Below are 25617 nucleotides of genomic sequence, written 5' to 3'. Positions count from 1 at the left end.
AATATTGTTACTGTACTGTACCACGAACACCTTGATACACCTAAGTACACCTTGGCACACCAAAAGCTGTAATTGGCTGAAAATAAATACGTTAAGTAATTGACAAATAAACTAACTATTGAATTAACATGTTTAGCGATTGAAAATTAAGCAACAAGCGCATGTTTAATATAGTTAAGGAGCTTGCCGTTTAAATGTTAATATTTTGCATAACTCACGGCGGTCCTCGCTAAACACGTTATTAATACTAATAAACTAAATAAATGGAACATTCAGTAGCCCACCCTTCAAAATATATAAATCACCAGGATGTAACAATAATTAGGGATGCCGCCATCGAAGCCGAAGAGCTTGGCATGTTAAGCGCCCCGCAATTAAAAATTGTTTACCAGCAAAAATGGTTTAAACTGTTAGTGCCGCAGGTTTACACAGGGAAGCAAATAGCATTGACTGATCTGGTAAGGCTGCAAGAAGCCCTTAGCTGGGCAGATGGAAGTTTAGGCTGGGTGGTAACGCTATGCAGCGGCGCGGGTTGGTTTGGCGGATTTATATCGCCGGAAATTGCGGATTTTATTTTTAAAGAAGATAATGTTTGCCTGGCCGGAAGCGGGGCGGCAGACGGAACTGCCGAAATTACAGATACCGGGTATATTATTAACGGCACCTGGAAATATGCAAGCGGTGCTTACCATGCTACACACTTTACCGCTAATTGTATTATAAAAAAGAATGGAGAAGTTATGCTTGACGACGAAAATGAGCCTTGCATACTGCCATTTATAGTTGATAAAAAGGATGTTGCTTTATTGCCGACCTGGAAATATATAGGTATGGTTGCCACGGGTAGCCATTCATTTCAAATAAAAAACTTAAAGGTAAACGCGAACCGTTGTTTCCGTATAAATGCAGATTATGCAGAGGTTCGGGGTAGATTATATCAATACCCGTTTTTGCAATTGGCAGAGGCTACGCTGGCAGTAAACCTTTCTGGTATGGCCGTACATTTTACTGACCTTTGCCATGCTGTTTTTGAACAAAAAAGAAAGCAACCCAAACTTACCGGCGAGAACCATCACGAACTCGATAAGGTATTTGCCCTTGAAACGGATAAGCTGCAATTGGCACGGACTGTTTTTTTTGCTGCAATAGATAACTCCCGGAACCAGGATCAAAACACCAACGAGCAATTGTTAGCTGTAAGCCAAACAAGCCGGGCATTAGCAAAGCAAGCCCTTGCAACAGTTGATATACTTTACCCTTATTGCGGCTTGTTAGCAGCATCGCCTGATATGGAAATTAACCGGGTATGGCGCGACCTGCATACTGCAAGCCAACATTCATTATTAACTTTTGCGGTTTAGTAAACGAATTTTGAATTAACATAAACTTCATATACAGTTTTAATTGTATTATTGATATTTGATGTTTTAACCTTGTACAATGAAAATTAAACACTCCTTTATTATATTTTTCTGTTCTATTGCAGTTATAGCATCGGCACAAACAAAAAAGAAAACAATCCCTTCGGCAGCAACTACCGCAGTTGTTGCTTCAACAGATTTGCCTCGCCCCAAATTGGTAGTAGGCATAGTGGTTGACCAAATGCGTTGGGATTACCTGTATCGTTATTATTCGCGTTATGGCAATACCGGCTTCAAACGTTTGTTAAACGAAGGTTTCAGCTGTGAAAATACTAATATAGACTACATACCTACGGTAACCGCCGCGGGGCATACCGCTATTTATACCGGTTCTGTACCGGCTATACACGGCATTGCGGGTAATGATTTTATAATACAAGCCACCGGCAAATCAATGTATTGTACAGATGACAGCACAGTACAGGCTGTGGGTGCCGTATCAAAGGCAGGCCAGATGTCGCCGCGAAATTTATTAACCACAACGGTTACTGACGAGCTACGGCTGGCAACAAATTTCCGTTCGAAAGTTATTGGCATAGCTTTAAAGGACCGTGGCGGTATTTTACCCGGGGGACATACAGCAAACGCAGCCTACTGGTTTGATGATAAAAGCGGCAACTGGATAACCAGCACTTATTACATGAAAGAATTGCCGCAATGGGTAAAAGATTTTAATGATCAGAAACTACCGGAGACTTATCTAAAATTAGACTGGAGCGCTTTGTACCCAATGGATACCTATTTACAAAGTACGGCAGATAACAACAAATATGAAGGAGCGTTTAAAGGCACTGATGCACCAACCCTGCCGGTAAAAACATCAAATTTATATAAGGGTAATTTAGGGCTGATACGTAATGTGCCATTTGGTAACACGTTTACACTTGATATGGCTATTGCGGCTATAAACTTTGAACAGTTAGGCACCCGCGATGCAACCGATTTTTTAGCGCTGAGCTTGTCTACCCCTGATTACATCGGTCATCAGTTTGGTATTAACTCGATAGAAGTTGAAGATAATTATCTGCGCCTGGACCGCGATCTGGGTACTTTTTTAACCTTCCTTGATGCCAAAATTGGCAAAGGAAAATACACCGTGTTTTTAACTGCCGATCACGGCGCGGCCCATAACCCTGCGTTTTTGCAGGATAAAAATATTCCGGCCGGTGTGTGGGATGAGGCAATCTCATTAAAAGATATTAATAGCTTTTTATTAGAAAAATATAAAATTGACGGTCTGGTGCTTAGCTTTAATAATTACCAGGTTAACTTTAATTATAAAATCATTAAGTATTTAAGGTTGGATGAAAACGCGTTAAAAAATGATTGTATAGCCTACCTGCAGAAACTGCCTTCTGTTGCTTTTGCGGTTGATATGCAAAAGGCACAAACAGCAAGTATCCCCGAAGAACTGCGTACGCGTATAATAAATGGCTATAACCGCGAACACAGCGGTGTTATACAAATCATTTTGAAACCCGCTTATTTTACCGGGCACGGAACAAATGATAAGGGCCCAACCGGCACCACACATGGCACCTGGAACCCATATGACGCGCACATACCGCTAATATTTATGGGCTGGGGCGTTCAGCACGGTGCAATTACCCGCAGTACACACATGACGGATATTGCGCCAACCATTGCGGCGTTATTACATATACAGGCGCCAAATGGTTCTATTGGGGTGCCTATCGGTGAGGCGCTGAAATAATTATGAAAAAATACATATCCAAGTTTCATTATTTAACCCAGGATTTGCCTAACCGCAGCCATGTTGAACAGGCACAAATAGCTTGCGAAGCAAGTGCAAACTGGCTGCAATATCGCTGCTTAACCAAAACTGATGACGAATTGATTGAAGAGATAAATCAAATTGCCGAAATATGCGATGAATGGGGCACAACGCTTATTCTAACCAATCATTACCATTTATTGGATAGGGTTGATGCACAAGGCGTACATATTGAAGATTTTGATGCGGACTTTGAGGCTATCCGCAATCACATAGGTGATGATAAAACGCTTGGCGCATCGGCAACCAATATAAAGCGTTTACTGGCAACCCAGGCCACCGGTGTTGTAGATTATTGCGGGTATGGCCCATTTGCGCATACAGATACCAAACCCAATAATAAGCCGCTGCTGGGCTTTGAGGGTTATCGCGAATTGCAAAAACAGCCTATTGATATACCAGTAATAGCCGTAGGCGGCATTAAGCTAACGGATGTTGAGCCATTATTGCAAACCGGCATTTATGGTCTCGCGGTATCTGCTGCAATAAACTTAGCCCTTGATCCCGGTAGGGCTATAAAGGACTTTTATCAAAAGATATATTAATACCTTTGTATGAATTAATGATTGACAAGATTTTGGGATTAGCTTGATCAACTAATCACCAATCTCCAATTAACTAATCACTAAATCTCCATGTCATCCCACCACATCGTTCGCGAAAAACAGGAGCCGGCCCTATTGGTGTTGGGATTGGATAATTTTACAGATGAATTGCTGGGCCAATTGTTAGAATGGAGCCCCACTTTAATAGTAACTCCATTAATTGCCGAAAAACTAAATTCGTATGGGATTAAAATAGATTGGGTAATAACCGATGAAATAGACGAGTCCCTGCAATCAGATATAAAATCATTGCCTTTGGGCGACCGTACAATAATCGCGTCGGCCTTAAGCTATCTGATTGCACAAGGCTATCCGGCTGTTAATATTGTAGCTGATGAATTTGATCTGAATGATTATCTGCCTTTCGCTGATAAAATTAACCTGGTAATATTTTATGATCAGCAAAAAATATATGCGGTTAACCCGGGCTTTAGTAAATGGAAACCGTCGGGCGAGGGCATTAAACTTCTACAACATCCTGCAAACTTTAAAACAAGCGGATTACAAAAAATAAATGATAGCAGTTTTAAAACCTTGGCAGATGGTTTTTTTGAGCTGCATTTTGATAATTCTTGTATATTTATTGCCGAAGCGTTGTAACTTTTCACCCATCAAATACGTCTACCTACTGGATACTTGAATTAAGCCAATAACGTTATTATGACAAGGATTAAACCGTTTAGACTTTTTATAGTCCAAACCACCAATAATCGGCACGATTTAATGACGATCAGTTATAATCAAAACATGAAAAAGATATATATAAAATTAATTGGTGTTGCCTTTAGTGCAATATTGTGCACCAGCCTTGCTATGCCGGCCATGGCACAAAGAGGCGGCGATCATAGTGACGGAAAAACCACAACTAATGGTGGTTCCGCTCCGGCTCCTGCAGCGCCCGTTCAAGCTCAACCGCAGCCGCAACGCAGCAATCCACAGCCGCAGGTGCAACGCAATGATAATGTACAGCAACAGCGCAACAACAATGTAAACGTAGCACCTCAACAACGTAGTAACCCTAATTATAACGGCAATAGCGGCCAGCCGCAAAGAAGCACAAACAGTTATGGCTTTACACCATCTGCGCCACGCGGTGCTGCCCACCAGCAGAGTATGAGCTTTACACCGGCCAACCCGCGCGGCACCAATGGAGCTTACGCCCCTCGCCGCTATTCTGGATTGGGCCAAAGAGGAACCAATACTTATTATAGTCCCCGTACCGGCTACCGTAGCTACCCGGGCCTGCCTTATGGGCACAACTATATAGCAGTAAGGCCAAGAGGGTTTTATTACCGCAACCACGGTTATTACGGAACTTATTACCAGCCACAATTAGGTGTAAGACTAAATGTGCTGCCTTTTGGCTATTATCCGTTCTATTTTGGCGCCGACCAATATTTTTATAGCGATGGCTTATACTATCGCCTGGATAATAATGATTATACCGTGGTTGAACCACCGGTTGGTGCAGTAATAAACCAATTGCCTGCAAAAGCGCAGCCAATTGCCATAAACGGCATGCAATACTATGAGTTGAATGGTGTGTATTACCAACCTATTACTAAAGACGATGGTACATTAGTTTACCAAATAGCAGGTAAAGACGGCGAATTAAATACAGACAATAATGGTAATGCTCAGGATGACCTGCCACAAGTTGGCGATCTGGTTGATACCCTGCCACAAGGTTGTAAAATGTTGAGGCTAAACGGACAAAAATATTATGTATCAGAAGAAGGGTATTATTTCCAGGATGCCGTTGATACCAATGGCGACAAAGTTTTTAAAATTGTAGGCACACCAAATGATGCGCCGGGGAATTAATAAATAGTCGATGTAAAATACTAAGGGGTGAGGGCCAACGGCTTTCACCCCTTTTTTTGTATAAACATTAACACCATCCGGGGTTAATGTTTTAAATTTAAAAACGATGGTTTTAAAAACGCTTTATATTTGTATGATCAAATTACAAAACATGAAACTCAACATATTCCATATTAAACGGGTGGGCATAGTATTATTTGCCGGAATGTTATTTTCAGTACCATGCTATGCTCAAGGGTTAAAAGTAGCTGCGGCCGCCAACCTGCAATCCATTATAGAAGTACTTCAAAAAGATTTTAAACAAAGAACAGGTATCGGGATAGAACCAATTGTTGGCTCATCGGGCAAGCTGGTTGCACAGATAAAGAACGGTGCCCCATTTGATGTTTTTTTATCGGCTGATATGAGTTTTCCCCAGGAATTATATAAAGAAGGACTTAGCGCCAAAGCACCTGTTGTTTATGCCTATGGCAGTTTAATAATTTGCAGCAGTCAGAATATCGGTTTTCAGAATTGGGAGCGCATACTGCTAACTCCCCGCATAAAAAAGATCGCGATAGCTAACCCCGCAGTCGCTCCTTATGGCTTAGCTGCCGAAGAATTGTTAAAGAAAAATGGCATACTGGAAAACGTTAAAAGCAAAATGGTTTATGGCGAAAGCATATCGCAGATAAATACCTATATCACTACCGGTGTGGTCGAAGTGGGTTTCACCACCCAGGCATTAGTAAAAGACCCGGCCAATAAAACACCGCTTTATTGGAAAGTGATAAACCCTAAAACCTACGCGCCCATACAGCAAGGAATGGTTATACTAAAACATGCCGAAAACAACCCCGATGCCGAAAAATTTTATCAATACATTTTAAGTGCCCCCGCTAAGCGTATATTTGAAAAATACGGTTATCGTATTCAATAATTAATCCCGGCGGATGGATCTATCACCAATTTGGCTTACGTTAAAGCTGGCAGCAATTACCACGCTGTTATTGTTAATTGTTGGTTTGCCGGTTGCGTGGTGGTTATCAAAGGGCCGCTCGTTTTTTAAAACTATTATAGAGGCAATTATTACTATGCCACTGGTATTGCCCCCATCGGTATTGGGGTTTTATTTGTTGCTGGCTTTTAGTCCGCAGCATGGCTTGGGTAAATGGTTGCAAAATACGTTTGATATCCAATTTGTTTTTTCCTTCCAGGGATTGGTGCTGGCCTCATTTATTTACAGCATGCCATTTATGGTGGGCCCCATTAAATCAGCGCTGCAGCAATTACCGGCATCATTAGCGCAGGCATCCTATACCCTGGGTAAAACAAAGTGGCAAACTTTTAAGAATATATTAATACCAAATATCAAACCATCATTATTAACAGCTGTTGTGCTAACGTTCGCTCATACATTAGGTGAGTTTGGCGTGGTACTGATGATAGGCGGCAACATTCCCCGTGTTACCCGTGTAGCGTCAATTGCCGTATATGATTCTGTCGAGCGAATGGATTACGCCAGCGCCAATGCTTATTCACTTATCTTGTTTTGTATAACTTTTATTATGGTAATAAGCGTGTTTGTGTTTAATAAGTACCAGGCAAAATCTCCGTTGGAATGATAGACATAGCAATAGAGAAAAAACTAAAAGTTTATCATGGCCGGCAAATATTGAAAATTGACCGCCAATTTGCCAATGGAAGTATTACCAAAATTTACGGGCCATCCGGAGCAGGCAAAACCACATTTTTAAAAATAATAGCCGGGTTGATCTCGCCCGAAAAAGGCAGGATAGCCGTTAATAATACTACCTGGTTAGATACTAATATAAACATAAACCTATCGCCCCAAAAAAGAAAAACTGGTTTTGTTTTCCAGGATTATGCCCTGTTTCCAAACATGACGGTTGCTGAACATTTAGCATACGCTACGGACGATAAAGATTGGATAAAGCGACTATTAATTTTAGGCAAGCTGGATACCCTGACCAATCATAAACCCGCGCACCTATCGGGCGGGCAACAGCAGCGTTTAGCTATTTTGCGTGCGCTTGCTATCAAACCTAAAATGTTATTGATGGATGAACCCTTTTCGGCTTTGGACCCGGATATGAAAGCAGAATTAACAATAGGATTAAAAGTTGTGTTTAGAGAGTTAAGCGCAACTGTTTTAATAGTAAGTCATAACCCGGCAGAGTTGGATGGGCTGGTTGACGGAGAGTTGTATATAAGCGATCTCTCGCTTTAAGCTATACTTAGAATCTGCCCCTGCGACGTATGCATAGTTTGAGTTTTTCACTATCGCTTAAGAGATCCGTGTGGTTTATAATAGCAATGATATTGAATATGTTAATTAACGTTAAAAGACGCATATAAACGTATTAATTTCATCTAATCTTCAGATTGTCCCTTTACTCTTGTTTAAAGATAATTACAGAAATACTGTTAATTTTTATTTTAAAACCGGATGCCAGATCAGCAAATCTTTAAAAGGGCCTGCAAGTTAATGGGTAACCGTTTTGAATTGAGTGTAGTTACTGATAATGAAAAATGGGCCAATGAAAAAATAGAATCGGGAGTTAATGAAATAAAAAGAATCGAGCAGTTATTGACCACTTTTAGCGATGATAGTGAAACTAATCGGGTTAACCAAAATGCCGGTATCCGGCCTGTTGCAGTAAGCCGGGAAACATTTGATCTTATTAACCGATCTATCAGGATATCTGAAGTAACCCGGGGTGCATTTGATATTACTTATGGATCTGTGGATAAGCAACTATGGAACTTTGATCAAAAAATGACCGCATTACCGGATAAAGCTACAGCAAAAAAAATGGTGCGCCTTATTAACTTCAGAAACGTTGTGCTTGACGATGAAAACTGCACCGTTTTTTTGCGGGAAAAAGGAATGAGGATAGGGTTTGGCGGTATGGGCAAGGGCTATGCTGCCGAGCGTGCAAAACAAATTATGAAACAAGGCGGCGTAAGCAGCGGGGTGGTAAACGCGTCTGGCGATTTGAATGCCTGGGGGTTACAGCCAAACGGCCAAAAGTGGACCATCGGCATTGCAAATCCGGATTCTTCACATGAAATATTTTCGTATATGGACATCACTGATATGGCTGTTGCCACATCAGGTAATTATGAAAAGTTTATTATGGTGGATGGTAAAAAATATTCGCATACCATTAATCCGCTTACAGGCTTGCCCGTTACCGGTATTAAAAGCGTAACCATTATTACAACTAATGCAGAAATTGCCGATGCTATGACAACGCCGGTAATGATTATGGGTATTAATACCGGGTTAAATATGATTAACCAAATGAAAGGTATTGAAGCTGTTATAATTGATGATTACAATAATTTATATCCTTCAAAAAACATAAATATAAAATAAATCCCCCGATTAAAAATGGTAAATAAAATTGTAAAACTATTGGCCTGTTTTGTAATAATAATAAGTTTCTCTTCGTGTGTACGTTTACGGGAATATCAAAAAACCCGGCTCAATGATTCTGAAATGGCGCTTGGAAACCGTAAGGCTGAAAAGAATGAGTTAAATTTTCAATCCTACCGTGAAAGTGCTTCTGGCGCCAATGCCGGAAAAACCGGTGGTGGCTGCGGCTGCAATTAATTTACAAAGAATCAATTTTTCATGAAAAAGAAATATTTAACTATACTTGGTTTCGCACTCATTTGCCGTTTAAATGCCTTTTCACAAATTAAGGAAGATACCAGCCGCAATAAAAATCCATTTGGCCTATACACCCCAATTGATGTTGATGACACTGCCAGCTATTATCCAACACAACTCGGGGTTGAAGAAATAAATTTGGTATCCAGTTATTATAACCAAAATGGGGATCATTCTGCAGTTACAGGGGGTATCGGAACAGAAAAAGTAACAGATTTTTCAAATGGCCTGGATCTGAAACTCTTCTGGTACGGGCAGCCGAAACATAAAAACATACTTTCATTTGGTTTAGGTATTGATCATCATACTTCGGCGTCAGCAGCTTTTGTATCTACATCAGGGGCATCAAAAACCGGCGGATCACGCATATATCCGTCATTAGACTGGACAATTGAAAATGAAATTAAAGGCACCAGTTTTGGGTTGGGCACTTATTATTCGGGCGAGTATAATTATAAATCATTGGGCGCTGATATACATTTCTCAAAAAAGACAAATGATAAGAGTGGAGAATTTGGCATGAAGCTGCAAGCTTATTTTGACCATGTTACACTTATTTATCCTTCAGAACTTATTCCGCAATCAACTGTCGCCGTCTCAAGCGGGCCTACTTATGTAACCACTGCCAGTGGAAACTCTGTTTTGAGTGGCAGTAGTTCAACACCAAGCATTCCAACCAGTCCCAGGAATACTTATACCATTTCAGTATCCTATTCTCAGATGATAAATTCCAGGCTGCAGGTAATGTTCCTGGCAGACGCGGTTGCACAAAAGGGATATTTAAGTTTACCTTTTCACAGGGTGTATTTTACGAACAAAAAAGACACTATCGAGAAATTACCATCGTCAAGGTTTAAGCTTCCCTTAGGATTAAGGGCTAATTATTTTCTCGGCGACAATATTATTCTCAGATCATATTACCGATACTATACGGACAATTGGGGCAGCAACTCTAATACAGCCAACCTGGAAATGGTTTATAAAATTACACCCTTCTTTTCGGTTTCGCCGTTTTACAGGTATTACAATCAATCAGCTGCTAAATATTTTGCCCCTTATGAGGTCCATAACGCTACTGATACCTATTATACCAGTAATTATGAATATGCTAAGTTTAACAGTCAGTTTTTTGGTGTAGGATTTAGAATAGCACCGCCAACGGGGGTAATGGGATGGCAACATCTTCATGATTTTGAAATCAGATATGGACATTATTCGCAAAGCACTAACCTGGTATCTGATGTGATCTCTGTAGCTCTTGGTTTTAAATAATTAACATTTGGCGAATTAGATAGCTTTATATATCTCCCACATGTATAAAGCCGCCTGGGGAACAGGGTGTCGGTTGCTGCATGGTATTAACATGGCATAAAAAAATAAAGGCGCTGAGACAGCGCCTGATTAACAATTGATGATGAGCAATTATTTAATCTTTATCTGACGGCTGGGCGTTGTCGCTTCTTTGCTTTTGGCCACATTAATTTTGAGTATGCCGTCAGTATATTGGGCTTCAATATTGGCATCATCAATCGAGTCGGGCAGCGTAAAAGAGCGCACGAATGACGTATAGGTGTATTCGCGTTTATTATATTTTTTATCATTATCCATTTGCTCGTTTTGCTTTTCTACCGATATGGTCAGCATATTCCTATTCAGGTCCAGCTTAAAATCCTCTTTCTTTAGTCCCGGTGCAGCCAGTTCGATATGATAGTGCCCTTCTGTTTCTAAAATATTTACAGCCGGTATTCTGGATACCATCCGGTCTGATATAAAAGCATCATTAAAAAAGTTTTCAAAAATGTCATTAAAGACCGGGCTTAACATGCCGGTGTCTTTTCGCTCATTAAATTTTACCAGTGTCATAACTTATCCTCCTTATAAAACCCTACTTGCCGGAACATCCCGGCTATAGAATACAACAATCAGTATAAGCACAGGTTTTTCATTTTTTATCTTTTTCAAACCAAACGTTCAACTGCTTGTTTGCCCGTGTTGTCTATTATAAAGTTGTCTTCCCTAATTTAAAGCTGCAATTCCATGAACAGTTCCTAACCTCGAATAATAGCTCTTCATCCCTATCGGGAAAATGCTGCCTTATACATTTTGTGATTTCCTGTTTTACTTTATTATATATTGAACGGAAATCCTTTTCTGCATCCGGCAGGTTAACAATAATGTGTCCGTTAAATACATTCAGCTCCCAATGAGATGAGCATGTTTCACGGATAAGGTCTATTATGTTTTCACGGAGTAATTCCATCTTAATCAGACAATCATTATTAAGCCGGTGTACTAATATAGCGGCGCTTTTTTTGTTGAGGTAAATGTTTTCGAATCACCTGGTAAAGGAGATCAAGGTCAAATGGCTTTTTTAGGTAATCATCAAAACCCAAAAGGCGGTATTGCTCAGCGATTTGATTATCGCAACTGAAGGCGATTACCGGCAGGCGCGGAAAATGTGCCTTGATCCATTGACAGACCTGCTTGCCGGAATAATTGCTGAGCCAGCAGTCCAGCAAAACCAGCTTGGGGTGATGCCGCCGGATCAAATCCAGGACATTTTCAGTATTATCGGTCAGGCTGCAAACCCGGTAGCCTTCCATTTGCAAAGCAAAGGTGAGTACCTCTAAGGTGGCGGCATCCGCTTCTTGTATCATTATCGTTTCCATAGACTTAATTTTTTAAGTGAAAAGATAGAAACCGGGGGCAGACGTATGATTAGTAGTAGCGGCTGAAAAGATAAATAAAGTTAAGAATAATAGTTATTAAATATTAACGTAGTATTTTATTTATGTAGTATCTGATTGCCCGTTATTGTGGCGGTTGTTTTCCACTTTTGTGGAAAACTGCAAGCCGGTGATACTAATAGATCAATGACTGGTTATTAACCACCCGAACCACCTTGTCGACTATTTCTTTCAGATCAAAAGGTTTGCGGATATAATCATTTGCTTTACATTCTGTAGCGATCAATTCAATATTGTTCGCGGTGGAAAGTACGATGACCGGGATCTCTTTTAATTGCTTAACCTGTTTGATCTTCAGACATAACCGGTGCCCGGGCCGGTTATTTATAAACTCATCAATCAGGATCACATCCGGTTTGAATTGCAGGATATCTTCCAGGTTTTCCGGCTCAGCAATACTCAAAGTGGTAAAGCCTTCTTCCTCTAAAACAAAGACAACAATATGTCGGATATCCTGGTCATTTTCAATAACCAATACTTTTTTCTTCACGCGCTTTACAGATAAATTGATCGGTAATCATTTCAAATATATTGAATTTTTAATGTATTAAATAATATTTTCCTTTTAACGAAATAATATTTTTAATTTATAAAGTAAAAAGACCGCTTGCCCACTATCACCAATCCAACAGGCGCCAGCTTAGATATAAACCAAAGCCGCTTTTATCGGGGTGTTAAATAGTGTTACCAACAGTATGTAATATTTTAGTTATTACCCACTAATATTTGTAAAGTAAAGTTTTTACTAATAGATTTACTTAAAACAAAAGTCATTATGGCCACATACAAAATTTCTGTCAACAATAAGCTGCTTACTGTTGATGCAGATCCAGACACCCCAATGCTTTGGGTATTGCGTGATCATTTAAATTTAGTTGGTACAAAATTCGGGTGCGGCATTGCGCAGTGCGGGGCCTGTACTGTGCATTTTAACGGTTTTGCTGTACGATCGTGCCAGTTGCCCGTATCAGAAGTTAAAGACTCTAAAATTGTAACTATTGAAGGATTAAGCGCCGAAGGCACGCACCCGGTACAACAAGCCTGGAGCGAAGTTGATGTACCGCAATGCGGTTATTGCCAATCAGGGCAAATTATGGCCGCCGCGGCAATGCTGAAACACAACCCGCATCCAACAGATGAGGATATTGATCTATCCATAAGTAATATATGCCGTTGCGGCACACATTATCGTATACGTAAAGCCATACACCTGGCAGCCAGTAAAGGAGGGGTTACAAAATGAGCGATCAAACAGTTTCAAGGCGCCACTTTTTAAAAGTAAGCTCAATTGCCGGGGGCGGTATAATGTTTGGGTTCCATTTGTTAACAGATGCAAGCCCCGTTAAACATGCCGCGGGCACAATATTTTCGCCCAATGCCTATGTATCAATTGATTCTAATGGCTTAATTACATTAATGTCGCCCAATCCGGAGATTGGCCAGGGAGTAAAAACAGCGCTACCCATGATATTGGCCGAAGAGCTGGAGGTACAATGGGATAAAGTGGTGGTAGAAATGGCACCGCTTGATCAAAGTAAATACGGCTCGCAAACAACAGGTGGCAGCGGTGCGGTAAGAAGCCGTTTCACACCGATACGCAACGCCGGGGCAACTGCCCGTCAAATGATGATTACCGCGGCCGCGCAGCAATGGGGAGCAAATGAGGGTGATTGTTATGCCGAAAATGCCTTTGTAATACATAAGCCAAGCGGAAAGAAATTAGCCTATGGTGACCTGGCTGCTAAAGCCGCATTATTGCCGGTACCTGCCAGTGTTAAATTAAAAGACCCTAAAGATTTTAAGATAATAGGCACTCGGGTACATAATATTGATAACCATAAAATAATTACCGGCAAGCCTTTATTTGGTATAGATACCCGCCGCGAAGGCATGTTATTCGCGATAGTTGCCCGCCCGCCGGCGTTTGGCAAAAGCTTAAAATCATTTGATGACACCGAAACGCGCAAGGTGGCCGGTGTTAAAAATGTGGTTTCGGTACCTTCAAGAAACTTAGTGGCAGTTTTGGCAACCTCAACCTGGGCCGCTAAAAAAGGACGGGATGTATTAAAGGTTGTTTGGGAAGAGACAAGTAAGCTGGAAAGCACTCCCGACCACGATGCCTCGTTTACAGAACTGTTAAACAACTACAGCGAAAAGCCGGGCAGGAATGATGGAGACATAGATGCTGCTTTAAATAATAAGGACTACAAGATTGTAGAAGCGGTTTACGAAACACCCGCGCTATCGCATGCCAACATGGAGCCGCTTAACTTTTTTGCTGATGTAAAAGATGGTAAAGTTGATCTGTATGGCCCAACACAAGTGCCTGCGCGCTTACGCACCGAGGTTGCAAAAGCTGTAGGTGTACCAGAAACTAATATAACTTTAGGCATGCCGAGGCAGGGAGGTGGTTTTGGGCGCAAGCTGCAGCCGGATAACGGAGTAGAAGCAGCGCTAATATCGCAAGCTGCTAAAGTGCCTATACAAATGCTATGGATGCGCGAGGATGATATGCAGGGCGATTTTTACCGCCCGCCAAGTATGTTTAAATATAAAGCGGCAATTAGTCCGGCGAATGAGCTGGTGGCCTGGCACCTTAATGCCGCGGTATTAAGCGGAGGCAGGGCATCCAATCCGGATGGTTTCCCGGCAAAAGCTGTAGCTAATTACCGTGCAGATAATCATTCGCTTAAAACAAATATACAAACGGGGCCATGGCGTGCACCTACCAGTAACTCGGTAGCATTTGCCGATGAATGTTTTTTGGATGAATTGGCCCACCAAATGAAAAAGGACCCGGTAGCGTTAAGGCTTGAACTATTAGAAAAAGCAAAAAATCAACCGGTTGGCAAAACCGACGGGGGGTATGACGTAGCTAAATATAAAAGCGTTATAGACCTGGTTACGCAAATAAGCGGTTGGGGCAAAACAAAAAAACCAAACGTATATCAAGGCTTTGCCGCGCATTTTTCGTTTAGTACCTATGCTGCTCACGTGGCCGAAATAACTAAATTGAAGGATGGAACGTTTAGGGTAACTAAAGTATACAGTGCTGTTAATTGCGGCAGAGTGGTTAACCAAAGCGGTGCCGAAACCCAGGTAGAAGGGGCTATTATTGACGGCCTGAGCCATGCCCTATTTAGCAAGGTTACTTTTGATAAGGGCGCTGTTGAGCAAACCAACTTCCACACTTATAAGTTTTTGCGGATGAAGGACGCGCCAATAGAGGTTATTGTGAAATTTGTACCATCTGAAGATGCGCCAACCGGCTTAGGCGAACCCGGACTGCCGCCAATGGCACCCGCAATAGGCAACGCTATTTTTGCCGCAACGGGTATCAGGTATAGAAAATTGCCTTTTGAATTTGCGAAGGCATAAATAATATTTAGATAAGTAGAAAAGCCTGTAAATTATATTTACGGGCTTTTTTGTTTTAGACTAAAACGGTGTTTAATTGTTAAGAATCAATTTGTTATGAAATTGATTATGTTTATATTCGGCATTGCAATTTCTTTAACCTGATCTCTTTATGACAACAACAACTTCTGCTACTACAAAGTATCGCATAGAATCTATAGATATATTACGCGGTTTAGTAATGCTGATTATGGCTATTGACCATGTTAGGGATGTTTTTCACCTGGGCCAACCCGAACCTACAGATCTGGCAGTAACTACCCCCATTTTGTTTTTTACCCGCTGGATAACTCATTTTTGCGCACCCACCTTTGTGTTTTTAAGCGGCATGTCGGCCTACCTGGCGGGTATGCGCCGTACCAGAAATGAGTTAAGTGCGTTTTTGATTAAACGCGGGTTATGGCTTGTTATAGTTGAACTTGTTTTTATAACTTTTGCTATTACCCTTAACCCGCTTTATAATGTTTTGATATTGCAGGTTATATGGGCCATTGGCGGCAGCATGGTCTTGCTGGGAATATTGGTAAGGTTAAAAGCCTCATTAACCGTTATTGGTATTATTGGCGCAATTATTTTCTTTGGGCATAATATACTGGACATTGTAAACCCGGGACCCATTACTGCAACTATTGGCTGGAAACTGCTTTTATCTGCTGCCGGGTTTAGCGGTCTTGTACAAATTGATAGCAATCATTACGTATTAATAGCCTATGCACTTTTACCGTGGACAGGCGTAATGCTGCTCGGCTATGTTTTTGGATCACTTTACAAAAGCTCGGTTGATGCTGTAAAACGCAGAAAAATATTATTGTATTCGGGCCTGGGCCTGTTGGCGCTGTTCTTTATATTCAGGGCGTTTAATATTTATGGGGACCCATCGCCATGGTCGGTTCAAAAAACAACCGCGCTGAGTATTATCTCGTTTTTTAATGTTACCAAATACCCGTGCTCATTACTATATCTGAGCATGACAATAGGACTCTCGCTGGTTGTATTAGCCAGTATAGAAACCGTTAAAAACAAGTTTACATCCATTGTAATAGTATATGGTAATGTGCCCTTTTTCTATTACATATGCCACTGGTATTTAATTCAAGCCATCCACGTAATTATATTTTTCGCGAAAGGCTATTCTACCAGTCAAATCGTTAATCCTAAAATACCTTTCCTGTTTTCACCCGCTGGCTTTGGGTTTAACTTGTTGGGCGTGTATGTAATATGGTTGGTGGTAATAGCAATATTATACCTGCCATGCAGGTGGTTCAGCAAATATAAAAAGACGCACCAACAATGGTGGTTAAGCTATATTTAATCGCTGTTTTACCATCATCGGGTATTAAGGCATTTGGTACTAACTAATTAAACAGTATAAACCCATTCAGTTACAATTTGTAATTTGCCTGAAATTTACAACTATTATGGACTACGTAAGATTTGGAAATACAGGCATGATGGTTTCGCGCCTGTGTTTAGGTACCATGACCTATGGTAAACCTACAGAAAGATGGCCCTGGGCCCTTAATGAGGCGGAGAGTCGCCCGTTTATTAAAGAGGCGCTGGAGCTTGGCATTACCTTTTTTGATACCGCCGATGTATATGCAGATGGCGCCAGCGAAGAAGTGGTTGGCAAGGCACTAAAAGATTTTGCTAAACGCGATGAGATTGTACTGGCAACCAAAGTGTTTAACGCTATGGGGCCCGGGCCGAATGACAAGGGCCTGTCGCGCAAGCATATTATGAGTGCAATTGATGCCAGCCTGAAGCGCTTAGGCACCGATTATGTAGACTTATATCAAATCCATCGATGGGATTATAATACCCCGATAGAGGAAACCATGGAGGCTCTGCATGATGTGGTGAAAGCCGGCAAGGCGCGTTATATTGGTGCATCATCTATGCACGCCTGGCAGTTTACGCAATCGCTTTATGTTTCTGATCTGCATGGCTGGACACGCTTTGTATCTATGCAACCGCAATACAACCTGGTATACCGCGAAGAGGAACGCGAAATGATACCGTTATGTAAAGATCAAAAAATAGCGGTTATCCCGTGGTCGCCATTAGCAAGGGGTTTACTAACCCGCCCCCTAAACAAGGACCGTAACGAAACAGAACGTGCCCGGACCGATGGTTTTGGAAAAGATATATATGGTAAATTCGGCGATTTTGAAGTGATTGGGCGCCTGAATGAAGTTGCCGCGCAAAAAGGTTTGCCTAACGCGCAGGTAGCTATGGCTTGGTTGTTAGCTAATTCGGCTATTACTTCCCCAATTATCGGCGCAAGTAAGCCGGGGCATTTAGCCGACGCGGTAAAAGCCCTGTCTGTCAAGCTTTCATCCGAAGAAATAAAGAAACTGGAAGAATTGTATATACCGCACCCTATAGCAGGGTTTCATTAATTGAGGGATGTTGCATTGCGCAACATATACAACACCCTGCAATACCTGCAACACCTACAACACTGACAAGGATTTGTCAGTGTTGTATTGAAATATTAAAATCCATTACCTGTGATAAATTCATTTTATGCTTAATTATCAGCTTAAAAACTTTTAGCAAATTCTACCGCAAAATCTTCAAGCTTTCTTTTTCCTAACACAGATCTATGTGTCAGGAAATCCTCCTGCATTTTTCCATTCCGGGAAACTTTACCCATTTCTACATAATTTTTGGCTATCTCTTCGGGCACGCCAACTTGCAGCATGCCGCCCAAGGCATCAGCATCAGTAAACTCAACCCAGGGCAATTCGGGTTTACCTATCGCTTTCCCTAATATAGCAGCAGATTCGCCCGCAGTATGTTCGTCGCTAATTACATAACGGATGCTATTAGCAGTAAATGGTTGTTGTATTTCTTCGGCAATGGCATCGGCAACATCTGCCGGGTGAACAAGTGGAAGATAAGTGCCTGCACCATAATTACTGCCCAATAAACCCGCATATTTTATCATATCCACATTCGAATAGAAGTTGGTATAGAAAAAGCCCGCCCGCACATATTTTACTACTACACCTTCTAATTTATTCAGCTCAGCTTCTACCAGGTGAAGACCGGTAACCGGTCCGGCGCCTTCTGTTAAGTGTGCACCAATACTGCTTAATTGAACTACTTTGGTTACCCCTGCCGCTTTAATAGCTGCTGCGTAGTTACGGCCTATACCCGCTATATATTCCTTCCAATGCGTTACGTCGAAATTTGGCGGCACCATAGCATAAACTATATCGGCACCGGTAAAGGCATTAGTTAAAAATGTCACATCTTCTATTGATCCTACCGCGGGTATAGCTCCCAGGGACTTAATTTCGGCAGCGTTGGCTGGTTTGCTGGTTATTACAGTTACCTGGTGGCCGGCTTTTACCAAATTTTCGGTAAGTGGTTTGCCAATATTTCCTATTGACCCTGTTAATGTAATTTTCATAGTTTTAATTTTTTGTATTTGTTGACAAAGACATATTTGCACTTACTTTTATACAAGTACCTATCCCAAAGTGCGTATCATGACAGCAATTAAAGAAAGCTCAACCCGCAATGCCAGTAAACAGTAGCACAAAGCGCGTGCCCCGGTTACTTATATTATGAATAAAATTGTTATGCCGTTTTTGGTAACCTATACATTAAGCGTAGCGGCAAGATCTGACACTGGTTTGCATGCTATAGCGGAGTGGGCTGTGAGGGATATGGGGAGAGTGTAAGTGCGCTTAGTTTGGCTAAAGCCATTTGCTTTTCTGTTGCTATCCGTCCAATAAATTGGACGGCAATGAATTACCTCAGAGCAATTCTATCCGTTGGTTTTTAACCAACGGATAGAAGGATAAACGACATTGGCTTTAGCCTAAATACAGTCCTCATCAAATTGGCTATTTAAATATCGATTGATAAATTAAAGCACATCAAGATATCACTTAAACTTATTTATTTACTCACCGCCTCCCAAATTTTCACCGCTTCCACTGCTTCCCTTACATCATGCACCCTCAAAATATTAGCGCCTTTAGTAAGCGCGATGGTATTTAACACAGTAGTGCCATTCAAAGCATCGGCAGCTGTACCACCCAATAAACTATAGATCATTTTTTTACGCGATACGCCAACTAATACCGGAAGGCCTAATCTATTAAACTCATCCAAACGATTTAGCAGTGTGTAACCATGTTCCGGTTTTTTGGCAAAGCCGAAACCGGGATCAATAATTACATCATTTACACCTAATTGCTTTAATATGTTATATCGTTCGGTAAAATAATCAAGCACCTCGTTAAAAACATCATCATAGGTAGCCAGTTGTTGCATGGTTTTAGGATTGCCTTTCATGTGCATCAGTATGTAAGGCACTTGCAGGCGCGCTACAGTAGCAAACATATCCACATCTAATTGTCCGCCGGATACATCATTGATGATATGTGCCCCCGCGCTAATACCCGCTTCGGCAACCGACGAGCGAAAAGTATCTATCGATAAAACCGCATTGGGAAAATTAGCGGCTATCGCTTCAACAACGGGTAACAATCTATCCGTTTCTTCTTGTACAGAAATATCATCGGCTCCCGGGCGGGAAGAGTAAGCGCCAAGATCTAAGAAAGCAGCGCCATCGTCCAGCATTTTTTCGGCTTGCTGCAGCGCGTCGGCAACAGTGGGTTGCCGGCTATCGGCATAAAAAGAATCGGGTGTAAGGTTAATTATACCCATTACTTTTGGTGTACTCAAATCAATGAGTTTGCCACCTGCATTTAGCGTTGCCTTTTTATGAAAAAATGTATCTTTAGCCACTGGTTATTTTTGTTTTAAAGTTGCAAGATTGTAAAGTTGTAAAGTTACTTTAGATTTTGTGATTTTAGATGTGGCCTAAATGCATCCACATGCTATAACATTTTAACCTTTAAACATTAAAACTTTATAACATCTTGAACAATACATCAGCCGAATACGAAGCCGTAATTAATATTTGCAAGGGGCTTTTCATGAAGAAAACCCATGATTATGGTACCGCCTGGCGCATACTTCGCCTTGAATCAATTACCGACCAGATATTTATTAAAGCGCAGCGCATACGCACACTTGAAGAAAAGAAAATATCAAAAGTAGGCGAAGATATTACCGGCGAATATATTGGCATAGTAAACTATTGCGTTATAGCCATGATGCAGCTGGAATGCGATGCAGAAACAGCTATTGAGCTGGCGCCCGACCATGTAAGCCGGTTATTTGATGATAAGGTTAAGGAAACAAAGGATTTGATGTTTGCAAAAAATCATGATTACGGCGAGGCTTGGCGCGATATGCGCATAAGTTCATTAACCGACCTGATATTGATGAAACTGCTGCGTGTAAAACAAATAGAAGACAATAAGGGCCTCACACTTGCATCTGAAGGAATAAAGGCTAACTACCAGGATATATTAAACTACTCGGTATTTGCATTAATAAAATTAGGTGTAAAATGAAAAACAGCTTGATATGGTTTTGCAGGATAAGTGTTGGGTTACTGTTCATCTTCTCTGGCCTTATCAAGGCTAATGACCCACTGGGGTTTTCTTATAAGCTGGAAGAATATTTCGAGGTTTTCCATATCACTTTTTTAAACGGATTGGCGCTAAGCTTTGCTGTATTGCTTTGCGCTTTAGAGATGATATTAGGCTTTGCTTTACTAATTGGCGTTAGGGCCAAACAAGTAGCCTGGGGCTTATTGCTCATTATAATTTTCTTTGCCTTTTTAACCTTTTATTCGGCGTTTTTTAAAGTGGTGCAAACCTGTGGTTGTTTTGGCGATGCTATACCGCTAACACCCTGGCAATCTTTTAGTAAGGACCTGGTGTTACTACTATTAATTGTGGTACTATTTAAAAACAAGAAAAATATAATGCCCCTGTTTAGCTTTAAAATCGGCGAACGGTTGTTGATAGCCGCCGTTATGCTATCTGTCGGCTTTGGTTTATATACCTATAACTTTTCGCCGATAATTGATTTTTTGCCCTATAAAATAGGCGCGAATATTTCTGACGAAATGAAAACCCCGCCGGGTGCCATGCCTGATGAATTTGAGTTAACCTATAACTTAAAAAACAAAAAGACCGGCGAAACCAAAACCATGAGCGATAAAGAATACCTTAAAACAGGTATCTGGAAAGATAACAATTGGGCCGTTATTGGTAACCCCGAAAGCAAACTGGTTAAAAAAGGTTTCAGCCCTAAAATTGCCGACCTTGCCATACAAGACGCGCAGCGTAATGATTATACGCAGGAGTTATTGGCCAACCCTTTTTACAGCCTGGTAATTGTGGCGTACGATCTGAAAAAGACAGACGAAGGCGCCATTAACCGCCTAAACGCGCTGGCTACAAATCTTACACAAAACTTTAATATCCGTACCGTATTGTTAACATCCAATTCGGCAACAGACGCGGTTGCGTTTGGCAAGAAATTTCATTTAATAAGCGAAATTTTTTATGCCGACGGGGTGCCGCTAAAATCAATGGTTCGTGCTAACCCAGGTATTATCCTGCTTAAAAACGGAACTATCGTTAACAAATGGCATTACCATACTGTGCCTGATTATGATCATCTGGTAAAAAAATATTTTCAGCATCAATGATAAGTTACCTCATCCGTAAGCTACTTTATGGCTCGGCGGTAATGCTGGGTATTGTGGTAGTAGTATTTTTTTTGTTTAATATTTTACCTGTTGACCCGGCCCGGATGACGCAGGGCCAGCGCGCTGATGTGCAGTCATTACAGGCAGTGCGCAAAGAGTTTGGGCTGGATAAACCCTTACCGGTACAATTTGCATATTACTTAAATGACCTATCAGCAATAGGTATCCATTTAAATACTCCTGCCGAACGGTTAAGATATCACTATGTGCCCCTGTTTGCTATTTCACAATATAAGGTTGTTGCTTTAAAATGGCCATATCTTAGGCGCTCTTATCAAACCAGTAAAGAAGTGGCATCCCTTTTATTACAAGTGGTGCCAAATACATTAATACTGGCCACAACCGCCATGCTGTTTGCAATTGTTATCGGTGTGTTTTTAGGCATATTAAGCGCCGTGCATAAAGATACCTGGGTAGACCGCTCGGCCTTAGCCTTTTCTACCTTAGGTATTTCTGCCCCATCGTTTTTTGCGGGAATAATCATCGCATGGATATTTGGCTTTGTATTGAGCAGGTACACCGGTTTAAATATGTCTGGCAGTTTATATAGTTATGACCCGTTTAAAGGCGAGGTTATAACGTGGAAGAATTTAATATTACCTATGGTTACTTTAGGCTTACGGCCGCTTGCTATAATTGTACAGCTTACCCGCAATGCCATGTTGGATGTTTTAGGTCAGGATTATATCCGCACCGCTAAAGCAAAAGGATTAAGCAATAATACCATTGTTTACAGGCATGCTTTAAAAAACGCGCTTAACCCAGTTATAACTGCCATTGCCACGTGGTTTGCTTCGCTACTGGCCGGTTCATTTTTTGTAGAATATGTATTTGGCTATAATGGTTTGGGCAAAACTACCGTTAACGCTTTAGAAATGTCCGACTTCCCGGTGGTAATGGGGTCTATATTATTTATCGCTTTTATTTTTGTGGTGATAAATATTTTGGTAGATGTTGTTTATGTTTGGATAGACCCAAGAGTGAAACTACAATGAAGCTATTTTTTATAGGATTTATGGGATGCGGCAAAACCACATGGAGCCGCAAGCTGGCCGCACACCTGGGGTATGAGTTTATGGACCTTGACCATATCCTGGAAGAAAAAGCGGGCATGACCATAGCCCAGTACTTTGCGGTGCATGGGCAGGATTCGTTTCGTGAGCTGGAATCAAAAATATTAAAGGAAACAGCATATCCTGAAAACGCAGTAATATCAACAGGCGGCGGGCTGCCCTGCTTTTTTGACAATATGGAATGGATGAATGCCAATGGCAAAACCATCTATATTAAATTATCACCCAAAACACTGGCAGATAGGTTAGATAAGGGTAAAATAACGCGTCCGTTATTACATGGCTTACATGGTGATGAACTGGTAGCTTTTATTACTGAGAAATTAGCTGAGCGGGATGTTTTTTATGAACAGGCTACCTATATTGTTAATGGTATAGATCTGTCTGTTGAGGCTTTGGCAGAAGTTAGCCTTTCCGTTTAAAAAGATAATAAATGCCTATAATTGGGCTTTGCAATAAACAGCATTAAAACAAAAATATCCGGGTATATGATAAAACATATTTTAATGAGAATAAAAGGATCATTAGAGATCTGGTTTAACTTTTATGTTTTAAAAAAGAGGAAGCTAACCATAGGCTCATCAAAAATTAAGCTTGCTAATGAGTGGATACTTTCTGAATATGATGCCCTTGATGCAAGTAAAGCATCAGACTGGCAACGACTGTTTGGCGATAACCGCTTAACTAATATTTTGGCAGAGCATGTATGGGAACATATCCCCGATGAAGAAACCCGCCTGTCAAACCAAAATTGTTATGATTATCTGCAAAAGGGCGGAAGACTAAGAATAGCTGTACCAGACGGCAACAACCCGGATAAAGAATATATTGAATGGGTTAGAGTAGGCGGAACCGGCGTAGGTGCTGATGACCATAAAATATTATATACTTATGACGTGATGAAAAGCAGGCTGGAAAAGGCTGGCTTTAAAGTTGAGCTGCTGGAGTATTGGGATGAAAACGGTGAGTTCCATTATACCGACTGGACCACCGACGGCGGCATGATACACCGCTCACGCAGATATGATCCCCGGAATAAAGACGGCAAGCTGGGTTATACCTCGCTTATTGTTGATGGGGTGAAGGAGTAGATCCAGATATTAACTCCGCTCTTCCCACACCATACATAAATGCAATATGGTTTCAACGGCCTTTTGCATATCCTGTACAGATATCCACTCCTGTTTGCCATGAAAAGCGTGTTCGCCCGCAAAAATATTAGGGCACGGCAATCCCATAAATGATAATCGGGAACCATCTGTGCCGCCACGTATACTGCATAATTGGGCATTTAGCCCGGCACGTTTAATAGCCTCCATGCCGTACTCAACAATTTGCGGGTGTTTATCAAGCATGCTTTTCATGTTACGGTATTGCGGTTTAACCAGCAGCTCATAGGTTGAGTTCGGAAAGTTTTTCAGAACCTCGTCAGCAATTTTGCGGATAGTATTTGCATGTGCCTCCAGTTTAGCATCTTCAAAATCACGGATAATAAAATCAACCGTTGCCTGTTCTACATGCCCCTCAATACCAACCGGATGCACAAAGCCCTGCCTATTATCTGTTCCTTCGGGCGATAATTGATAAGGCAGGCGGGCAACAATTTGTCCTGCAATTTTTATGGCACTTTCCATATTGCCTTTTGCAAAACCCGGATGCGAGCTTATACCATGAATAACCAGCTTGGCGCCGTCTGCAGAGAAGGTTTCGTTTTCCATATTTCCGGCGCTTTCACCATCAATAGTGTAGCCGGCATAAGCACCCAGTTTTTTAATATCTACCTTATCAACTCCCCGCCCAATTTCTTCATCAGGCGTAAACAATATCCTGATAATGCCATGTTTAATTTCGGGATGATTGATGAGTTGGTAACAGGCATCCATTATCTCGGCCACCCCGGCCTTATTATCGGCACCTAATAAGGTGGTACCGCTGGCTGTAATAATATCATTGCCAATTTGGTTTTTAAGATCGGGGTGCGCGTTCATACGTAATATTTGCGATGGGTCGTCCGGTAAAATAATATCAGCCCCCTGGTAGTTTTTATGAATTATTGGCTTTACATCCTTGCCGCTACAGTCGGGCGATGTATCCATATGCGAGCAAAAACAAATTACCGGTATACCGGGCCTATCAGTATTAGCGGGAATAGTTGCGTATACATATCCATATTCATCTAAATGGGCATCTTCTATCCCAATTTGTTGCAGTTCAGTTACTAACAATTTACCAAGATTTTTTTGCTTTTCTGTTGACGGATAACTATCTGAATTGGGGTCAGATTGAGTATCTATACCCACATAGCGCAAAAAACGGTCTATAACTGAAAAGTTTAATCTTAAATTAAAGTTCATATCTTATATTTGTAACAAGTTGGGGTACATTTAGTTGGGGTACATCTATGATT

At 41.3% G+C, this 25617-nt stretch carries 27 protein-coding genes; 20 read left to right on the top strand and 7 right to left on the bottom strand.

Features of this window, described 5'->3' with window-relative positions; translation table 11 throughout:
* Positions 1–263: 263 nt before the first annotated feature.
* The 11 genes from JWR23_RS02730 to JWR23_RS02680 all read left to right on the top strand — a co-directional run bounded on the left by JWR23_RS02730 (position 264) and on the right by JWR23_RS02680 (position 10596).
* The gene (locus JWR23_RS02730; protein ID WP_299512653.1) at positions 264–1361 is read left to right on the top strand and encodes an acyl-CoA dehydrogenase; all 1098 of its coding nucleotides are present in this window, start codon (positions 264–266) and stop codon (positions 1359–1361) included.
* Positions 1362–1440: 79 nt separating this feature from the next.
* Positions 1441–3135 carry an alkaline phosphatase PafA gene (pafA, locus tag JWR23_RS02725; protein ID WP_299512651.1) on the top strand — a complete coding sequence of 565 codons (1695 nt, stop codon included), beginning with the start codon at positions 1441–1443 and terminating at the stop codon, positions 3133–3135.
* Between the two features lie 2 nt (positions 3136–3137).
* Positions 3138–3761: a thiamine phosphate synthase gene (locus tag JWR23_RS02720; protein WP_299512650.1), complete on the top strand. Its 624-nt coding sequence runs from the start codon at positions 3138–3140 to the stop codon at positions 3759–3761.
* Positions 3762–3851: 90 nt separating this feature from the next.
* Positions 3852–4421, top strand: coding sequence for a thiamine pyrophosphokinase (locus tag JWR23_RS02715; RefSeq protein WP_299512648.1), 570 nt, complete (start codon positions 3852–3854; stop codon positions 4419–4421).
* A gap of 147 nt (positions 4422–4568) precedes the next feature.
* Positions 4569–5645 carry a DUF6515 family protein gene (locus JWR23_RS02710; protein ID WP_299512646.1) on the top strand — a complete coding sequence of 359 codons (1077 nt, stop codon included), beginning with the start codon at positions 4569–4571 and terminating at the stop codon, positions 5643–5645.
* Between the two features lie 151 nt (positions 5646–5796).
* Positions 5797–6564: a molybdate ABC transporter substrate-binding protein gene (modA, locus tag JWR23_RS02705; RefSeq protein WP_299512644.1), complete on the top strand. Its 768-nt coding sequence runs from the start codon at positions 5797–5799 to the stop codon at positions 6562–6564.
* Positions 6565–6577: 13 nt separating this feature from the next.
* Entirely contained in the window at positions 6578–7249 is a 672-nt protein-coding gene (gene modB / locus JWR23_RS02700) for a molybdate ABC transporter permease subunit (RefSeq protein ID WP_299512642.1), read from the top strand.
* Positions 7246–7875, top strand: a complete 630-nt coding sequence (locus JWR23_RS02695; protein ID WP_299512639.1) for an ATP-binding cassette domain-containing protein — start codon at positions 7246–7248, stop codon at positions 7873–7875. Before modB ends, JWR23_RS02695 begins: the two co-directional genes overlap by 4 nt.
* Before the next feature lie 219 nt (positions 7876–8094).
* On the top strand, positions 8095–9027 hold the full coding sequence (locus JWR23_RS02690) for an FAD:protein FMN transferase (RefSeq protein WP_299512636.1): 933 nt from the start codon (positions 8095–8097) through the stop codon (positions 9025–9027).
* 15 nt (positions 9028–9042) lie between these two features.
* A complete protein-coding gene (locus tag JWR23_RS02685; protein ID WP_299512633.1) occupies positions 9043–9264 on the top strand; it encodes a DUF4266 domain-containing protein in 222 nt (73 codons plus the stop codon).
* A gap of 21 nt (positions 9265–9285) precedes the next feature.
* Complete coding sequence (locus tag JWR23_RS02680) at positions 9286–10596, top strand: DUF3570 domain-containing protein (protein ID WP_299512630.1); 1311 nt, start codon at positions 9286–9288, stop codon at positions 10594–10596.
* A 150-nt stretch (positions 10597–10746) separates the two neighbouring features.
* On the opposite strand, the gene JWR23_RS02675 is transcribed toward JWR23_RS02680, so the two are convergent.
* The 4 genes from JWR23_RS02675 to JWR23_RS02660 form a co-directional block, all read right to left on the bottom strand.
* Complete coding sequence (locus tag JWR23_RS02675) at positions 10747–11187, bottom strand: Hsp20/alpha crystallin family protein (protein WP_299512628.1); 441 nt, start codon at positions 11185–11187, stop codon at positions 10747–10749.
* A 136-nt stretch (positions 11188–11323) separates the two neighbouring features.
* Complete coding sequence (locus tag JWR23_RS02670; protein WP_299512625.1) at positions 11324–11584, bottom strand: hypothetical protein; 261 nt, start codon at positions 11582–11584, stop codon at positions 11324–11326.
* A 19-nt stretch (positions 11585–11603) separates the two neighbouring features.
* Positions 11604–11993, bottom strand: coding sequence for a response regulator (locus JWR23_RS02665; protein ID WP_299512623.1), 390 nt, complete (start codon positions 11991–11993; stop codon positions 11604–11606).
* Positions 11994–12186: 193 nt separating this feature from the next.
* A complete protein-coding gene (locus JWR23_RS02660; RefSeq protein WP_299512620.1) occupies positions 12187–12561 on the bottom strand; it encodes a response regulator in 375 nt (124 codons plus the stop codon).
* 285 nt (positions 12562–12846) lie between these two features.
* Between JWR23_RS02660 and JWR23_RS02655 the strand changes: the two genes are divergently transcribed.
* From JWR23_RS02655 to JWR23_RS02640, 4 genes are all read left to right on the top strand, one after another.
* On the top strand, positions 12847–13314 hold the full coding sequence (locus JWR23_RS02655) for a (2Fe-2S)-binding protein (RefSeq protein WP_299512616.1): 468 nt from the start codon (positions 12847–12849) through the stop codon (positions 13312–13314).
* Entirely contained in the window at positions 13311–15449 is a 2139-nt protein-coding gene (locus tag JWR23_RS02650) for a molybdopterin cofactor-binding domain-containing protein (RefSeq protein WP_299512613.1), read from the top strand. The genes JWR23_RS02655 and JWR23_RS02650 overlap by 4 nt, the downstream gene beginning before the upstream one ends.
* 151 nt (positions 15450–15600) lie before the next feature.
* Positions 15601–16800, top strand: a complete 1200-nt coding sequence (locus JWR23_RS02645; protein ID WP_299512608.1) for a DUF1624 domain-containing protein — start codon at positions 15601–15603, stop codon at positions 16798–16800.
* Positions 16801–16906: 106 nt separating this feature from the next.
* A complete protein-coding gene (locus JWR23_RS02640) occupies positions 16907–17887 on the top strand; it encodes an aldo/keto reductase (protein WP_299512604.1) in 981 nt (326 codons plus the stop codon).
* A 143-nt stretch (positions 17888–18030) separates the two neighbouring features.
* Here JWR23_RS02640 and JWR23_RS02635 read toward each other — a convergent pair whose 3' ends face one another.
* Both JWR23_RS02635 and folP read right to left on the bottom strand, forming a co-directional pair.
* Complete coding sequence (locus tag JWR23_RS02635) at positions 18031–18906, bottom strand: NmrA family NAD(P)-binding protein (protein WP_299512601.1); 876 nt, start codon at positions 18904–18906, stop codon at positions 18031–18033.
* A 494-nt stretch (positions 18907–19400) separates the two neighbouring features.
* Positions 19401–20255, bottom strand: a complete 855-nt coding sequence (gene folP / locus JWR23_RS02630) for a dihydropteroate synthase (RefSeq protein ID WP_299512598.1) — start codon at positions 20253–20255, stop codon at positions 19401–19403.
* A 131-nt stretch (positions 20256–20386) separates the two neighbouring features.
* Here folP and JWR23_RS02625 point away from each other — a divergent pair, with 131 nt between their 5' ends.
* The 5 genes from JWR23_RS02625 to JWR23_RS02605 all read left to right on the top strand — a co-directional run bounded on the left by JWR23_RS02625 (position 20387) and on the right by JWR23_RS02605 (position 24301).
* On the top strand, positions 20387–20929 hold the full coding sequence (locus JWR23_RS02625) for a DUF1599 domain-containing protein (protein WP_299497269.1): 543 nt from the start codon (positions 20387–20389) through the stop codon (positions 20927–20929).
* Entirely contained in the window at positions 20926–22077 is a 1152-nt protein-coding gene (locus tag JWR23_RS02620; protein ID WP_299512596.1) for a BT_3928 family protein, read from the top strand. Before JWR23_RS02625 ends, JWR23_RS02620 begins: the two co-directional genes overlap by 4 nt.
* Positions 22074–23132, top strand: coding sequence for an ABC transporter permease (locus JWR23_RS02615; RefSeq protein WP_299512593.1), 1059 nt, complete (start codon positions 22074–22076; stop codon positions 23130–23132). Before JWR23_RS02620 ends, JWR23_RS02615 begins: the two co-directional genes overlap by 4 nt.
* The gene (locus JWR23_RS02610) at positions 23129–23632 is read left to right on the top strand and encodes a shikimate kinase (protein ID WP_299512588.1); all 504 of its coding nucleotides are present in this window, start codon (positions 23129–23131) and stop codon (positions 23630–23632) included. The genes JWR23_RS02615 and JWR23_RS02610 overlap by 4 nt, the downstream gene beginning before the upstream one ends.
* Before the next feature lie 84 nt (positions 23633–23716).
* The gene (locus JWR23_RS02605) at positions 23717–24301 is read left to right on the top strand and encodes a hypothetical protein (protein WP_299512585.1); all 585 of its coding nucleotides are present in this window, start codon (positions 23717–23719) and stop codon (positions 24299–24301) included.
* A gap of 9 nt (positions 24302–24310) precedes the next feature.
* Here the strand turns inward: JWR23_RS02605 and pepT are convergent, their stop codons facing one another.
* Positions 24311–25564 (bottom strand): peptidase T, encoded by a 1254-nt coding sequence (pepT, locus tag JWR23_RS02600; RefSeq protein WP_299512581.1) that lies wholly within the window; start codon positions 25562–25564, stop codon positions 24311–24313.
* Positions 25565–25617 lie beyond the last annotated feature (53 nt).

This window comes from Mucilaginibacter sp. (genome assembly GCF_028288205.1).
In the GTDB taxonomy this organism is placed as follows: domain Bacteria; phylum Bacteroidota; class Bacteroidia; order Sphingobacteriales; family Sphingobacteriaceae; genus Mucilaginibacter.
The sequence above is the reverse complement of the archived record's forward strand: the minus strand, read 5'-3'. Positions and strand labels throughout refer to the sequence as shown.

Coding starts and splice junctions, on each gene's coding strand:
- JWR23_RS02730 (WP_299512653.1), top strand. CDS start 264: ATGGAACATTCAGTAGCCCACCCTTCAAAATATATAAATCACCAGGAT.
- pafA (WP_299512651.1), top strand. CDS start 1,441: ATGAAAATTAAACACTCCTTTATTATATTTTTCTGTTCTATTGCAGTT.
- JWR23_RS02720 (WP_299512650.1), top strand. CDS start 3,138: ATGAAAAAATACATATCCAAGTTTCATTATTTAACCCAGGATTTGCCT.
- JWR23_RS02715 (WP_299512648.1), top strand. CDS start 3,852: ATGTCATCCCACCACATCGTTCGCGAAAAACAGGAGCCGGCCCTATTG.
- JWR23_RS02710 (WP_299512646.1), top strand. CDS start 4,569: ATGAAAAAGATATATATAAAATTAATTGGTGTTGCCTTTAGTGCAATA.
- modA (WP_299512644.1), top strand. CDS start 5,797: ATGAAACTCAACATATTCCATATTAAACGGGTGGGCATAGTATTATTT.
- modB (WP_299512642.1), top strand. CDS start 6,578: ATGGATCTATCACCAATTTGGCTTACGTTAAAGCTGGCAGCAATTACC.
- JWR23_RS02695 (WP_299512639.1), top strand. CDS start 7,246: ATGATAGACATAGCAATAGAGAAAAAACTAAAAGTTTATCATGGCCGG.
- JWR23_RS02690 (WP_299512636.1), top strand. CDS start 8,095: ATGCCAGATCAGCAAATCTTTAAAAGGGCCTGCAAGTTAATGGGTAAC.
- JWR23_RS02685 (WP_299512633.1), top strand. CDS start 9,043: ATGGTAAATAAAATTGTAAAACTATTGGCCTGTTTTGTAATAATAATA.
- JWR23_RS02680 (WP_299512630.1), top strand. CDS start 9,286: ATGAAAAAGAAATATTTAACTATACTTGGTTTCGCACTCATTTGCCGT.
- JWR23_RS02675 (WP_299512628.1), bottom strand. CDS start 11,187: ATGACACTGGTAAAATTTAATGAGCGAAAAGACACCGGCATGTTAAGC.
- JWR23_RS02670 (WP_299512625.1), bottom strand. CDS start 11,584: ATGGAATTACTCCGTGAAAACATAATAGACCTTATCCGTGAAACATGC.
- JWR23_RS02665 (WP_299512623.1), bottom strand. CDS start 11,993: ATGGAAACGATAATGATACAAGAAGCGGATGCCGCCACCTTAGAGGTA.
- JWR23_RS02655 (WP_299512616.1), top strand. CDS start 12,847: ATGGCCACATACAAAATTTCTGTCAACAATAAGCTGCTTACTGTTGAT.
- JWR23_RS02650 (WP_299512613.1), top strand. CDS start 13,311: ATGAGCGATCAAACAGTTTCAAGGCGCCACTTTTTAAAAGTAAGCTCA.
- JWR23_RS02645 (WP_299512608.1), top strand. CDS start 15,601: ATGACAACAACAACTTCTGCTACTACAAAGTATCGCATAGAATCTATA.
- JWR23_RS02640 (WP_299512604.1), top strand. CDS start 16,907: ATGGACTACGTAAGATTTGGAAATACAGGCATGATGGTTTCGCGCCTG.
- JWR23_RS02635 (WP_299512601.1), bottom strand. CDS start 18,906: ATGAAAATTACATTAACAGGGTCAATAGGAAATATTGGCAAACCACTT.
- JWR23_RS02620 (WP_299512596.1), top strand. CDS start 20,926: ATGAAAAACAGCTTGATATGGTTTTGCAGGATAAGTGTTGGGTTACTG.
- JWR23_RS02615 (WP_299512593.1), top strand. CDS start 22,074: ATGATAAGTTACCTCATCCGTAAGCTACTTTATGGCTCGGCGGTAATG.
- JWR23_RS02610 (WP_299512588.1), top strand. CDS start 23,129: ATGAAGCTATTTTTTATAGGATTTATGGGATGCGGCAAAACCACATGG.
- JWR23_RS02605 (WP_299512585.1), top strand. CDS start 23,717: ATGAGAATAAAAGGATCATTAGAGATCTGGTTTAACTTTTATGTTTTA.
- pepT (WP_299512581.1), bottom strand. CDS start 25,564: ATGAACTTTAATTTAAGATTAAACTTTTCAGTTATAGACCGTTTTTTG.